This window comes from Streptomyces sp. NPDC051105 (genome assembly GCF_040682795.1).
Taxonomy (GTDB): Bacteria; Actinomycetota; Actinomycetes; order Streptomycetales; family Streptomycetaceae; genus Streptomyces.
Genome location: NZ_JBFBBR010000003.1, coordinates 690,246 through 702,250, shown reverse-complemented (window position 1 = coordinate 702,250; position 12,005 = coordinate 690,246). Strand labels below are relative to the sequence as shown.

The 12,005-nt window shown below is 70.3% G+C and carries 11 protein-coding genes; 4 read left to right on the top strand and 7 right to left on the bottom strand.

Going from position 1 to position 12,005, the window contains the following annotated elements; all coding sequences use genetic code 11:
* Window positions 1-204 precede the first annotated feature (204 nt).
* Complete coding sequence (gene lysS / locus AB0N16_RS10665; protein WP_365795143.1) at window positions 205-1,947, top strand: lysine--tRNA ligase; 1,743 nt, start codon at window positions 205-207, stop codon at window positions 1,945-1,947.
* 66 nt (window positions 1,948-2,013) lie between these two features.
* Here the strand turns inward: lysS and AB0N16_RS10660 are convergent, their stop codons facing one another.
* The 3 genes from AB0N16_RS10660 to AB0N16_RS10650 all read right to left on the bottom strand — a co-directional run bounded on the left by AB0N16_RS10660 (window position 2,014) and on the right by AB0N16_RS10650 (window position 5,424).
* Window positions 2,014-3,408, bottom strand: a complete 1,395-nt coding sequence (locus AB0N16_RS10660) for a DUF2637 domain-containing protein (protein WP_365795141.1) — start codon at window positions 3,406-3,408, stop codon at window positions 2,014-2,016.
* Window positions 3,409-3,507: 99 nt separating this feature from the next.
* Window positions 3,508-4,419, bottom strand: coding sequence for a DUF3558 domain-containing protein (locus AB0N16_RS10655; protein WP_365795139.1), 912 nt, complete (start codon window positions 4,417-4,419; stop codon window positions 3,508-3,510).
* Between the two features lie 132 nt (window positions 4,420-4,551).
* The gene (locus AB0N16_RS10650; RefSeq protein ID WP_365795137.1) at window positions 4,552-5,424 is read right to left on the bottom strand and encodes a DUF3558 domain-containing protein; all 873 of its coding nucleotides are present in this window, start codon (window positions 5,422-5,424) and stop codon (window positions 4,552-4,554) included.
* Between the two features lie 228 nt (window positions 5,425-5,652).
* Between AB0N16_RS10650 and AB0N16_RS10645 the strand changes: the two genes are divergently transcribed.
* On the top strand, window positions 5,653-6,846 hold the full coding sequence (locus AB0N16_RS10645; protein WP_365795135.1) for an RtcB family protein: 1,194 nt from the start codon (window positions 5,653-5,655) through the stop codon (window positions 6,844-6,846).
* 36 nt (window positions 6,847-6,882) lie between these two features.
* Here AB0N16_RS10645 and AB0N16_RS10640 read toward each other — a convergent pair whose 3' ends face one another.
* The 3 genes from AB0N16_RS10640 to AB0N16_RS10630 are packed head-to-tail and all read right to left on the bottom strand — an operon-like array spanning window position 6,883 to window position 8,224.
* Entirely contained in the window at window positions 6,883-7,059 is a 177-nt protein-coding gene (locus AB0N16_RS10640; RefSeq protein WP_365795133.1) for a hypothetical protein, read from the bottom strand.
* Window positions 7,059-7,832 (bottom strand): SDR family NAD(P)-dependent oxidoreductase, encoded by a 774-nt coding sequence (locus AB0N16_RS10635; RefSeq protein ID WP_365795131.1) that lies wholly within the window; start codon window positions 7,830-7,832, stop codon window positions 7,059-7,061. The genes AB0N16_RS10640 and AB0N16_RS10635 overlap by 1 nt, the downstream gene beginning before the upstream one ends.
* A gap of 53 nt (window positions 7,833-7,885) precedes the next feature.
* Window positions 7,886-8,224 (bottom strand): YnfA family protein, encoded by a 339-nt coding sequence (locus AB0N16_RS10630; protein ID WP_365795129.1) that lies wholly within the window; start codon window positions 8,222-8,224, stop codon window positions 7,886-7,888.
* A 125-nt stretch (window positions 8,225-8,349) separates the two neighbouring features.
* On the opposite strand from AB0N16_RS10630, the gene AB0N16_RS10625 reads away from it, so the two are divergent.
* Window positions 8,350-8,820: a hypothetical protein gene (locus AB0N16_RS10625; RefSeq protein ID WP_365795127.1), complete on the top strand. Its 471-nt coding sequence runs from the start codon at window positions 8,350-8,352 to the stop codon at window positions 8,818-8,820.
* A 21-nt stretch (window positions 8,821-8,841) separates the two neighbouring features.
* Here AB0N16_RS10625 and AB0N16_RS10620 read toward each other — a convergent pair whose 3' ends face one another.
* Window positions 8,842-9,846: a thaumatin family protein gene (locus AB0N16_RS10620; RefSeq protein WP_365795125.1), complete on the bottom strand. Its 1,005-nt coding sequence runs from the start codon at window positions 9,844-9,846 to the stop codon at window positions 8,842-8,844.
* A gap of 227 nt (window positions 9,847-10,073) precedes the next feature.
* On the opposite strand from AB0N16_RS10620, the gene AB0N16_RS10615 reads away from it, so the two are divergent.
* Window positions 10,074-12,002, top strand: coding sequence for a sigma-70 family RNA polymerase sigma factor (locus AB0N16_RS10615; RefSeq protein ID WP_365795123.1), 1,929 nt, complete (start codon window positions 10,074-10,076; stop codon window positions 12,000-12,002).
* Window positions 12,003-12,005 lie beyond the last annotated feature (3 nt).

Genomic DNA, 12,005 nt, shown 5'->3' with positions numbered 1-12,005 from the left:
CATATCGATACAGTCCCGCGCCCCCAAGGGCGGCTGCGCCCCTAAAAGGGGGCTGCGTCGGCAGGTGGGGGCTGCGGCCCAGTCGGGGTGTGCCGGTCGTCCGGAGGGTCTCGGTAACCCGTTTTCGTGGATTCGGCCTCGGCTGGGAGAATGGAGCGGTCAGCCGTGCGACCGTACCGGCTGTCCCATGTCAGAAAGAAGGACGTGCCGATCGTGGCTCAGAGCACCGAGACCACCGACTGGGTCTCCCGTTTCGCGGATGAGGTCATCGAGGAGTCGGAGCGTCGGGCCCCGGGCAAACCTGTGGTCGTCGCGTCCGGGCTGTCCCCCTCCGGCCCCATCCACCTCGGCAACCTGCGCGAGGTCATGACCCCGCACCTGGTCGCCGACGAGGTCCGGCGGCGCGGGCACCAGGTCCGGCACCTGATCTCCTGGGACGACTACGACCGCTACCGCAAGGTGCCGGCCGGTGTCGCCGGGGTCGACGAGTCCTGGGCGGAGCACATCGGCAAGCCGCTCACCTCCGTCCCCGCCCCGAAGGGCTCCGCGTACCCGAACTGGGCCGAGCACTTCAAGGCCGCGATGACCCAGTCGCTGGCCGAGCTGGGCGTGGAGTTCGACGGGATCAGCCAGACCGCCCAGTACACCTCCGGGGTGTACCGGGAGCAGATCCTGCACGCCATGAAGCACCGCGGGGACATCGACGCGATCCTCGACCAGTACCGGACCAAGAAGGCCCCTGCGAAGAAGCAGCAGCAGAAGGCCGTCGACGAGGCCGAGCTGGAGGCGGCGGAGGGCTCGGGCGCGGCGAGCGAGGACGACGGTTCCGCGGGCTCCGCCGGATACTTCCCCTACAAGCCGTACTGCGGCGGCTGCGGGAAGGATCTGACGACCGTCACGTCCTACGACGACGACACCACCGAGCTGACCTACGTCTGCACGGCGTGCGCCTTCACCGAGACCGTCCGGCTGAGCGAGTTCAACCGGGGCAAGCTGGTCTGGAAGGTCGACTGGCCGATGCGCTGGGCGTACGAGGGCGTCATCTTCGAGCCGAGCGGCGTCGACCACTCGTCACCGGGGTCGAGCTTCCAGGTGGGCGGGCAGATCGTCGGGATCTTCGGCGGGAAGCAGCCCATCGGGCCCATGTACGCGTTCGTCGGCATCAGCGGGATGGCGAAGATGTCGTCCTCGCGCGGTGGCGTACCCACGCCCGCCGACGCGCTGAAGATCATGGAGCCGCAGCTCCTGCGCTGGCTCTACGCCCGCCGCCGGCCCAACCAGTCCTTCAAGATCGCCTTCGATCAGGAGATCCAGCGGCTCTACGACGAGTGGGACAAGCTGGACGCGAAGGTGAGCGAGGGCGCCGCGCTGCCCGGCGACGTCGCCGCGCACGCGCGTGCGGTGGGCACGGCCGCCGGTGAGCTGCCGCGGACCCCGCGGCCGCTGCCGTACCGGACACTGGCGTCGGTCGCCGACATCACCGCCGGGCACGAGGACCAGGCGCTGCGGATCCTCAGTGAGCTGGACCCGGCCAACCCGCTGGGATCGGTGGACGAGGCACGGCCGCGCTACGACAAGGCCGAGGCCTGGATCAACACCCAGGTACCGGCCGACCAGCGCACCATCGTGCGGGACGAGCCGGACGCCGAGCTGCTGAAGTCCCTCGACGAGGCGTCCCAGCAGTCGGTACGGCTGCTGCTCGACGGGCTCGCCGAGAACTGGTCGCTGGACGGACTGACGCACCTCGTCTACGGCGTGCCCAAGGTGCAGGCCGGGTTCTCCGCCGACGCGACCGCCAAGGAACTGCCGGCCGAGATCAAGACCGCCCAGCGGACGTTCTTCGCGCTGCTCTACCACCTGCTGGTGGGGCGCGACACCGGGCCCCGGCTGCCCACGCTGCTGCTTGCCGTGGGGCAGGAGCGGGTGCGGGTCCTGCTCGGCGAGTAAGCGGCACCGGCATGCGGAAGGGGCCCTCTCCGCCGGAGAGGGCCCCTTCCGCATGCCGTGCGCGCCTTAGGCGATGTGGTCTTCCTGCAGTTCCGCCGTGTGGCGGTTCGTGAAGCGGTTGACCATGCGTTCCGCCTCGCGCTGCGGGAGGGTGATGCCGTACGTCGCCTCCACGTCGCCCCGGAACTGGCCCGAACTGGGGTAGCCCCCGTCTATCGACTTCTTGAAGACCAGGTAGAAGTCCTCCTCGGCCGGCTCCGGGGGGCCACCGCCCTCGCCGAGTTCACGGGTGCGGCCCGGACCGGAGGGGATGGGAAAGCTGCCGGTCGTCTCCGACGGGGACTCCTCGGGGATCGGCTGCTGCTCCGGCGGGAACTGCTCCTCCGCGAACCGGGCGGGCGGGAACTGCTGTTGCTGACCGAGCAGTTGCTGCTGGTACTGCTCCCGCTGGTACTGCTCCTGCTCGTACTGCTCCTGCTCGTACTGCTGCTGAGCCTGCCAGGCCGCGTACTGCTCCTCGGTGTACTGGGGCTCGAACGTCGGGTCGTAGTCGCCGTGGTACTCGATCTGCTGAGGGTCCCTCGCGTGCAGCCAGGGGTTCAGCTGGGGGTCGGGTTCCGGCTCGGGCTCCGGCGCGTACGCGGGCTGCTCCGCGTGGGAGCCGGGGACCAGCTGGGGACGCTGCTCGCCGGGAGGTGCCGCCTGCTGCGGGACGGCGGCCGGAGCGGGCGCGGCGGCAACCGGAGCGGGTGCGGCGGCGGCAGGCGCGGGTGCGGGGGCCGGCAGGAGCGCCGGCAGGTCTATGCCCGCCGCCGCCAGGCCCTCCGGGGCCGTCTGGGCCAGGGGCACGCCGTAGCGGGCCAGCCGCAGGGGCATCAGGGACTCCACCGGGGCCTTGCGGCGCCATGCCCGGCCGAAGCGGGAGCGCAGCCTCGCCTGGTAGACGAGACGTTCCTGCTCCAGCTTGATCACCTGGTCGTAGGAGCGCAGCTCCCACAGCTTCATCCGGCGCCAGAGCAGGAACGTGGGCACCGGGGAGAGCAGCCAGCGGGTGAGGCGGACGCCCTCCATGTGCTTGTCCGCCGTGATGTCCGCGATCCGGCCGATCGCGTGGCGGGCGGCCTCGACCGCGACCACGAACAGGATCGGGATCACCGCGTGCATGCCCACGCCCAGCGGGTCCGGCCAGGCCGCCGCGCCGTTGAAGGCGATCGTCGCGACGGTCAGCAGCCAGGCCGTCTGCCGCAGCAGCGGGAAGGGGATGCGGATCCAGGTCAGCAGCAGGTCCAGGGCGAGCAGGACGCAGATGCCCGCGTCGATGCCTATCGGGAAGACATAGGCGAAGTTCCCGAAGCCCTTCTTGATGGCCAGCTCACGGACGGCCGCGTACGAGCCGGCGAAGCCGATACCGGCGATGATCATCGCGCCGGTCACGACCACACCGATGAGAACGCGGTGCATCCGAGTCAGCTGTATTGGCGCGGCCACCCGCACTCCCCTCCCCTTGCATGTTGTTGCGCGCAACAGGGTGGCACATCAGTGCGGCGCGCGTGTTGCCGGTCAGCCCTTCTTGGTTGACGACTTGGAGGGCGACGCACTTGCGGAGGGCGATTTGGAGGGCGACTTGGAAGCCGGCTTCGAGGGCGTCGCGGCAGGTGAACTCGGAGTCGTGGAAGAGCCGTTGGCCGTCGCGACCGAGGCAACCGCCTCCTTGGCGGCCTTCTCCGCGGACTTCGCGAGCGTGCCCGCGTCCGGGGTTTTCTCACCCGCCAGACCCGCGCCGTTGTAGTCGACGGTGACGACCACGTTCGCGACCCGTGCCACGACCGTCTGCTGCCGGAAGGCGCCTTCCTTCTTCTTCAGATCGTAGTGCACGACGGTGGCCTGGTCACCGGTCCCGGTCACCGGCTCCGACTTGGTGTTCTTGGCGCCGGTCACGGACTGCGCCTCCTGCACCTGGCTCGCGTAGTACGCCTCGGCCTGCTTCTCGCCGGAGCCGCGATTGGTGTCCGATTCGAAGCGGAGGAAGGAGATGTTGAGCCAGCGGAACTGCGAGCCCTTGACGCCGTTGTTGTCCAGGCTGCTCCAAGAGCAACTGCCCCGCGTGGCCACATCATCCGAAGTGCCCTCCTTACCCGACTTCGCACCCTTCGGTACGAGTGCGGTGAGCGTCTTCTTCGACAGCACCGCACACGGCTCCGGCAGCTTCTGGTACTTGGCCGCCTGGACGGTCGGCGAAGCGGCGACCCCGGAGCCGGTGTCGGAGCCGACGGGGGCGGTGGCCGGGCTGGAGCCGACGCCCGTCTCCTTCGCGGCGTTGTCGGAGTCCGAGGAACAGGCCGCGGCGAACAGCGCCACGGCGGGAACGGCGGCCGCACAGACGAGGCCGCGGCGCAGGCGCCCTGCCCGTCGCTGTGCGTTCCGCTCGTTCCGGTCGCGCTGGTCGTCTCGCTGGACTGCTGCTCGCTGCATGGTTCCTTCACTCATACGTTCGGGGTTCCTGCGGTCGGATCGGGTCCGAGGGGCCACGGTACGCGGTGAGGAAGCTGTGCGGTTTCGGTTCGCGGGCTTTGCGGGCGGGGTGCGCAGGGCGTGCCCGAGCGCTCAGCTGTTGAGGGCCTCGGCCAGTCGGGCGGCCAGATTCTGGGCCCTGTCCTGCAGTTCCTTGCTGTCCGGGACGGTCCCGGTGGCCATCGGCTGCTCCTCGTACTCGATGGTCACCACGACGTTGGACGTGCGGAACACCACAGTCACCGTGCGCTGTTCGGCCGTCGAACCGGAGCCGCTGAGCTGGTCGTCGAGATACGCCTCGTCGCCGAGGTCGGCGAGGGTGCGCGGCTGGAGGTCGGCCGGGGGGATCGAGGCGGAGGCCGAGGCGGACGCCGTCGTGGACGTCGAGGCGGAGGTGCCGGCGGATTCCGAGGGGGACGTGGACGTGGAGGACGACGGGGACGGGGTCGGTGTCCCGGACGCCGACCCGGACGGCGACCCGGAGGGCGACTCCGACTCGGTGGCGCTCGGAGGCGCGGACTGGGGGATGCCGGCCGCCGTCTCCCGCCGCGTGTAGATGGTCTGCGCCTCGTTGTCGTCGCTGATCGCGTTGTCGTAGGACACCACGCGCTCGAAGTCGACGGACAGCCGGTCCGTGGCGTCGGTGGACTCGACCTTCCAGTGGCAGCCGACCTTGCGGTCCGTGTCGTAGGTGAGCGTGGCCGTGCCCGCGTACGCCTTGTCGCGCTGCTCCTCGTCCGTGATCTGGGCGATGCCCGGGAGCAGCGAGTCGAGGGTGTTCTGGCTGACCGCGCCGCAGGGCTCGGGGAGGGTGAGGTACTTGCCGGGCTGGGCGGCGACGGTGGAGGTGCCGGTGTCCGCGTTCTTGTCGCTGATGTCGTCGCCGCCGCTGGAACCGCTCGTGCAGCCGGCCAGCAGGGCCGCGAGGAGGGCGGCGGTGCCGGTTACGTACGCCTTCCGCTGCACGGTCAGGCTCCTTTCCGTTCACTGGGTCGCTCGGTCCTGCTCCAGTGTCCCCGCTGGTTAATCGCTTGCCGCGACGGGGCGTCCCCTGGAGACAATGTGTATCGCACGCACTGCCGTGAACGCCGGTCCCAAGTCTGATTTCGGTGGCCTTGGCGACGCATTTGCGTTATGCCTTGATCAAGGCTTTTGTCCTTTTTATTTGATGATCCGCGGGGGGATGAGGAAGCCATGTCGTACGTGGAGATGCCGGGCGCGAGGGTACCGATCCGGATGTGGGCCGACCCCGCCGCCGTCGAGGAGGTGGCGCTCCAGCAGCTGCGCAATGTCGCGACCCTGCCGTGGATCAAGGGCCTGGCGGTCATGCCGGACGTCCACTACGGGAAGGGCGCCACGGTCGGGTCGGTCATCGCCATGCAGGGGGCCGTGTGCCCGGCGGCGGTGGGCGTCGACATCGGCTGCGGCATGTCGGCGGTGAAGACGTCCCTGACCGTGAACGACCTGCCGGGGGATCTGTCGCGACTGCGGTCGAAGATCGAGCAGGCGATTCCGGTGGGGCGGGGGATGCATGACGATCCGGTCGAGCCGGGGCGGCTGCACGGGTTCGCTACGGCTGGGTGGGACGACTTTTGGGGGCGGTTCGACGGGGTGGCCGAAGCGGTCAAGTTCCGTCATGATCGGGCAGAAAAGCAGATGGGAACGCTCGGATCCGGAAATCATTTTGCAGAGGTTTGCATAAGTGATCAGGGATCGGTCTGGCTCATGCTCCACTCCGGCTCCCGGAACATCGGCAAGGAACTGGCTGAGCACCACATCGGTGTCGCTCAGAAGCTTCCGCACAACCAGGGGCTGATCGACCGAGACCTTGCCGTTTTCGTCGCGGACACCCCGCAGATGGCGGCGTATCAGAACGACCTGTACTGGGCTCAGGAGTACGCGAAGTACAACCGGTCGATCATGATGGCCCTTTTCAAGGACGTGATCCGCAAGGAGTTCAAGAAGGTGCGTGTGATCTTCGAGCCTGAGGTGAGCTGCCACCACAACTACGTCAGCCGCGAGCGCTACGAGGGCATGGACCTGCTTGTCACCCGCAAGGGGGCGATCAGTGCAAGGGCCGGGGAGTACGGAATCATCCCGGGCTCGATGGGCACGGGTTCGTACATAGTGAAGGGTCTCGGTAACGAGAACGCCTTCAACTCGGCGTCCCACGGCGCGGGTCGGCGCATGAGCCGGAACGCGGCGAAGCGGCGCTTCTCGACCAAGGACCTGGAGGAGCAGACGCGGGGCGTGGAGTGCCGCAAGGACTCCGGTGTCGTGGACGAGATCCCGGGCGCGTACAAGTCGATCGACCAGGTCATCGACCAGCAGCGGGACCTGGTGGAGGTCGTCGCGAAGCTCAAGCAGGTCGTCTGCGTGAAGGGCTGAGAGCTGGAGGTGCCACGGCGCGGTCGGCCGACCGGTCTACTTCGCGTGATGGACCGCGTAGATCATCACGAAGGCGAGGAAGTGGATGCCGAAGAGGAAGTAGGCCAGGAAGTACCAGACCTGGCGTTCGTTCCTGGTTTCCTGCTTCAGGCGGACTTCTTCCAGGTGTCTTTCCAGGGCGGCCGTGGGGTCGTCGGCCGGGCGGTCCGGCATCACAGGTCCCGGTGGACCTTGGAGTTGGAGGCCTGGGCGCGGGGGCGTACCACCAGGAGGTCGATGTTGACGTGGCTGGGGCGGGTCACTGACCAGGTGATCGTGTCGGCCACGTCCTCGGCCGTCAGGGGCTCGGCGACGCCCTGGTAGACCTTCGCCGCCTTCTCCTCGTCGCCGCCGAAGCGGGTCAGCGCGAACTCGTCCGTCTTGACCATGCCGGGGGCGATCTCGATGACGCGGACCGGCTTGCCGACGATCTCCAGGCGGAGTGTCTCGGCGAGGACGTGGGCGCCGTGCTTGGCGGCGACGTAGCCGGCGCCGCCCTCGTAGGTGCCGTGGCCGGCCGTGGAGGAGACGACGACCACCGTGCCGTCGCCGCTCGCCTCCAGCCTGGGCAGCAGGGCCTGGGTGAGGTTGAGGGTGCCGATGACGTTCGTCTCGTACATCGTGCGCCAGTCGGCCGGGTCGCCGGTGGCCACCGGGTCGGCGCCGAGGGCTCCGCCGGCGTTGTTCACGAGGACGGCGATCGTCTTGAACGCGGTCGCGAACTCGTCCACGGCCGCGCGGTCCGTCACGTCCAGCGGGTAGGCGGTGGCCTGGTGGCCGGCCTCGTTGATCTCCTTGGCCAGCGCCTCGATACGGTCCTCGCGGCGGGCGGTGAGGACCACGCGGTAACCGGCGGCGGCGAGCTTGCGGGCGGTCGCGGCGCCGATTCCGCTGCTCGCACCGGTGACGACGGCGATGCGGGAGGCGGCGGACGGTGCGGTGGCCATGCGGTGCTCCTGATTGCTCGGTGGACGTCGGCTCCTTCCAGCCTAGGCGAGGGTCAGTGGCCGTTCCTCGGCGCCCACATGATCACTGCCATGCCCGCCAGGCAGATCGCCGCGCCCGTGAGGTCCCAGCGGTCCGGGCGGTAGCCGTCGGCGACGACGCCCCACAGGATCGAGCCCGCGACGAAGATTCCGCCGTATGCCGCCAGGATGCGGCCGAAGTGGGCGTCCGGCTGGAACGTGGCGACGAAGCCGTAGGCGCCGAGGGAGAGGATCCCGCCGGCGATCCAGAGCCAGCCCCGGTGCTCCCGTACGCCCTGCCAGACCAGCCAGGCGCCGCCGATCTCGAAGAAGGCGGCGACGACGAACAGGGCGGCGGAGCGGAGGATCAGCATGTCCGCAGCCTGCCATGCGGTCCGGCTGTCACCTGTTGGAGGGCGCCTGCGGCGGGGTAGGGGTGGCATACATCCGTACGAACGCCGGAGACGGACGGGACGTACGGATGGACGGGACGGGTGGCATGGCGATGCGTCGTTGCGGGCTTGCGGTGGTCGGGGTGGTGACGGTGGGCGCGCTGGTGGCCGGCGCGGGCGGTACCGCGTGGGCCGGGGACGCCGATCTCGAGGTGCACGGGTCGGTCGTGATGGGTGGGGACCTGGTGGAGGTCCGGGTGACTCCGCGCAACCTCGGGCCGGACACCGTGTCCGACGCCACCGTGCGGTTGAGCTGGTCGGCGGCGCTGGCGGACACCCAGCAGCTGCCGGCCGCCTGTGCCCGCTCCGGAGACCGGGAGGTGGTGTGCGGCACCGGGCCGCTGGCCGTGGACCTGCCCGGCGAGCAGCTGGTGGTTCCGGTACGGCTGGGGGCGCGGCCGTCGGAGGTGACGCTGGAGGTCGACGTGGTGTGGGGCGGGGGTGCGGTGGACCACGACCGTACGAACGACAGGCAGCGGGTGCTGGTGCTGGCGACCGGGGACCCGTACGCCTTCTGAGGGCGCCTTCTGACCGGAACGCTAGGTCGTGCCGAAGGTCACCCGGTAGTAGCAGGCGCCCTTGCAGGGCATGGTCGCCGCGTCGTCGAAGGCGTACGAGTAGGCGTACGGCGCGGCCCGTTCGAAGACCTGGGTGTAGTCGACGGGCCACTTGGCGGGGACGCAGTTGTCGCGGCCCGCCCAGGCGCCGCGGCAGCAGTACGTGTCGCCGCCGAACGCCGCGCACGGCGGCTTGCAGCCGATCTCCCGGCCGCCGGAAAGGGCCTGCATCGCCTTGGGGCAGTCGATCTCCGTGGTGCAGGCGCCGTGGTAGCAGCCGGTGGAGCTGACCGGGTCGGTGGTCGTGGTGTGGGAGATGTTGATGTACATGGGCAGGTTGGCGCCGTCGACCATGCTGACGTCGTAGAAGTCCATGCCCGCGTACGCGTCGAAGGTGAACTCGCCGAGGGTGGTGGGCGGGTTGGGGCCGGTGCAGACGCTGGTGCAGTCGCCGGAGGCGCAGGGGCCCGCGGCGGTGCCGGTGCATCCGGTACGGCCCCAGATGCGGCCGCCCCAGTTGTCGGCCACGGTCAGCGAGAGGCTCTGGCCGGGGGCGAGTCTGCGGCCCGCGGGGTAGACGGCGGTGTTGGTGACGATCGCCCAGACCGGTTGCGCGGTCCGGTTGACGACGGTGATCAGACGCCGGCCGGCCGGGGCCGGCGTCGGGGTCTGCTGTTCCGGCGCGGCGGCCGGTTTCCGGGTGATCGTGGCCGACGGCTTGGCCGGGCGGGACGGGGACGCGGAGGGGGAGGGGGAGGCACTGTGGCCGGCGGAAGACGGGGGTGAGGTGGCCGGCGGTGCGGAGGGGGCGGCTGCGGCCGTCCGGCGGTCCGGTGTGCTCGCGGTGTCGGTTCCGGGGGACGGTGTCCACGCGCCGTAGGTGATCAGTACGGTGGCGGCCGTCGCGAGGGCGGCGGCCGCCGCGGAGGTGTACCACCAGCGGCGTCGCGGTGGTCTCGCGCCGTGTCTTCTGCGTCCTCGTGCCATCCTCGGGCCTTCCTCGGGCTGTGCCGGATGTGTGCCTGCCTCTCGGTGACCTCGGGCGCTGCGGCCGTACAACATAAATTGCCGACTCGAACAGGTTTCGACGTCGGCCCGCCGGTTTTTCTGTTGTCCTCGGGTGTCTCGGGGGGTCTCCACATCACAAGCCGGTCCGACAGCCGGTACCGAGGCCGGTCCAAGAGCCGGATCCCTGTGCGGAGGAACAGACCCACATGATCGAAAACCATCGGAGGGGGGCCGATCCCGGCCTGGTGACGGCCGCACGCGCGGGCGACGGGCGGGCCCTGGAGCAGCTGGTGGCCCACTGCCTGCCGCTGGTCTACAACATCGTCGGCCGGGCCCTGAACGGTCATGCCGATGTCGACGACGTCGTACAGGAGACGCTGTTGCGCATGGTGCGCGGGCTGCCGAAGCTGCGGGATCCGTCGGCGTTCCGGTCCTGGCTGGTCGCGATCACGATCAGGCAGGTGCGCAACCGGGAGAGCGTGCGGGCCACCGACCGCGATCGCAGGGCGCGGCTGGAGGACGCGGAGGTGCTGGCCGACCCCGACCTGGACTTCGCCGGGCTGACCATCCTGCGGCTGGGCCTGACCGAGCAGCGTCGGGAGATCGCCGAGGCGACGCGCTGGCTCGACCCGGACGATCAGGAGCTGCTGTCCCTGTGGTGGCTGGAGGAGACCGGTGAGCTGGAGCGCGCCGAACTCGCCGGTGCGCTGGGGCTGTCCGACCGGCATGCCGCGGTGCGGGTGCAGCGGATGAAGAAGCAGATGGAGGTCGCGCGGTGTGTGGTGCGCGGGCTGGGCGCGGAGCCGCGCTGTGTCCGGCTGGACGAGATCGCCGCGCCGTGGGACGGCACGCCGGGTTCCCTGTGGCGTAAGCGGTTCGCCCGTCACATACGGGACTGTGGGGAGTGCGCGGGCCTGGAGCGGGGGCTGTTGCCGATGGACCGGTTGCTGAGCGGTCTGCCGCTGGTGGCCGTGCCGGCCGGTCTCGATCCGGCGCGGGTGCTCGCCCACATCACAGCGTCTTCCGGTACTTCCGGCACTTCCGGTACGTCCGGCACTTCCGGTACGTCCGGTCCTCCTCGCGGGCGGCACGGGCATGCGGGCCGGCGTGCGCGGCGGGCCCGGCGTGCGGTGAGCAGGCCTGCCGTGATCGGTGGTTCGGCGGCGGTCGCGGTCGTCGCGGTGGCCGCGCTGGTCGCGGCCCGGCTGACGGCGGGTCCGTCGGCCCCGGTGGCCCGGGCGGCTCCGCGTCCGTCAGCGCCGGTGGCGGTCGCCTCCCCGAGCCCCACGCACTCGCCCTCCCCGTCGCCTTCCCGGTCCGCCAGGCCGAGTGCGTCCCCGAGCCGGTCCGCGAAGCCCACTCCGTCTTCGCGCATCGCGGCCCCCGTGCGGGTCGCCTCCAGTGCCCGGAAGGGTGTCGGTGTGTGGTCGTTCAACGGGGTGAGCCAGGCGCTGGCCGCGAGCGGGGCGAGCTGGTACTACACCTGGAACACCCAGCACCAGGGCGTGACGACGCCGGGCTCGGCCTCCTTCGTGCCCATGGTCTGGGGCGCCGCCTCCGTGACCGACGCGTCGCTCGCGCAGGCCCGAGCGCAGGGGCCGTACCTGCTGGGGTTCAACGAGCCCGACATGGCGCAGCAGTCGAACATGACGGTCGAGCAGGCGCTGGAACTGTGGCCCAGGCTGATGGGGGCCGGCAAGGTGCTGGGCAGCCCGGCGGTGGCGTACGGCGCGGACACGGCCGGTGGCTGGCTGGACCGGTTCATGTCCGGGGCGAAGGCGAAGGGCTATCGGGTCGACTTCATCACGCTGCACTGGTACGGCGGCGACTTCCGCACCCCGCAGGCCGTGCAGCAGCTGACCTCGTATCTGGCCTCGGTGTACGCGCGGTACCACAAGCCGATCTGGCTCACCGAGTACGCGCTGATCGACTTCTCGCAGGGGACGCGTTTCCCGTCCGCGCAGCAGCAGGCGGACTTCGTCACCGCGTCCGCGAAGGCGCTGGACGCGCTGCCGTACCTGCAGCGTTACGCGTGGTTCGGCCTGGGGGCGGACCCGTCGAAGCCGAGCAGCGGGCTGTTCACCAGCGGTACGGCGGCCACGGCGGTGGGCCGGGCCTTCCAGGCGGCGCGCTGAGCG

Coding starts and splice junctions, on each gene's coding strand:
- AB0N16_RS10660 (WP_365795141.1), bottom strand. CDS start 3,408: ATGCACCGCGTTCTCATCGGTGTGGTCGTGACCGGCGCGATGATCATC.
- AB0N16_RS10655 (WP_365795139.1), bottom strand. CDS start 4,419: ATGCAGCGAGCAGCAGTCCAGCGAGACGACCAGCGCGACCGGAACGAG.
- AB0N16_RS10645 (WP_365795135.1), top strand. CDS start 5,653: ATGTCGTACGTGGAGATGCCGGGCGCGAGGGTACCGATCCGGATGTGG.
- AB0N16_RS10640 (WP_365795133.1), bottom strand. CDS start 7,059: ATGCCGGACCGCCCGGCCGACGACCCCACGGCCGCCCTGGAAAGACAC.
- AB0N16_RS10635 (WP_365795131.1), bottom strand. CDS start 7,832: ATGGCCACCGCACCGTCCGCCGCCTCCCGCATCGCCGTCGTCACCGGT.
- AB0N16_RS10630 (WP_365795129.1), bottom strand. CDS start 8,224: ATGCTGATCCTCCGCTCCGCCGCCCTGTTCGTCGTCGCCGCCTTCTTC.
- AB0N16_RS10625 (WP_365795127.1), top strand. CDS start 8,350: ATGGCGATGCGTCGTTGCGGGCTTGCGGTGGTCGGGGTGGTGACGGTG.
- AB0N16_RS10620 (WP_365795125.1), bottom strand. CDS start 9,846: ATGGCACGAGGACGCAGAAGACACGGCGCGAGACCACCGCGACGCCGC.
- AB0N16_RS10615 (WP_365795123.1), top strand. CDS start 10,074: ATGATCGAAAACCATCGGAGGGGGGCCGATCCCGGCCTGGTGACGGCC.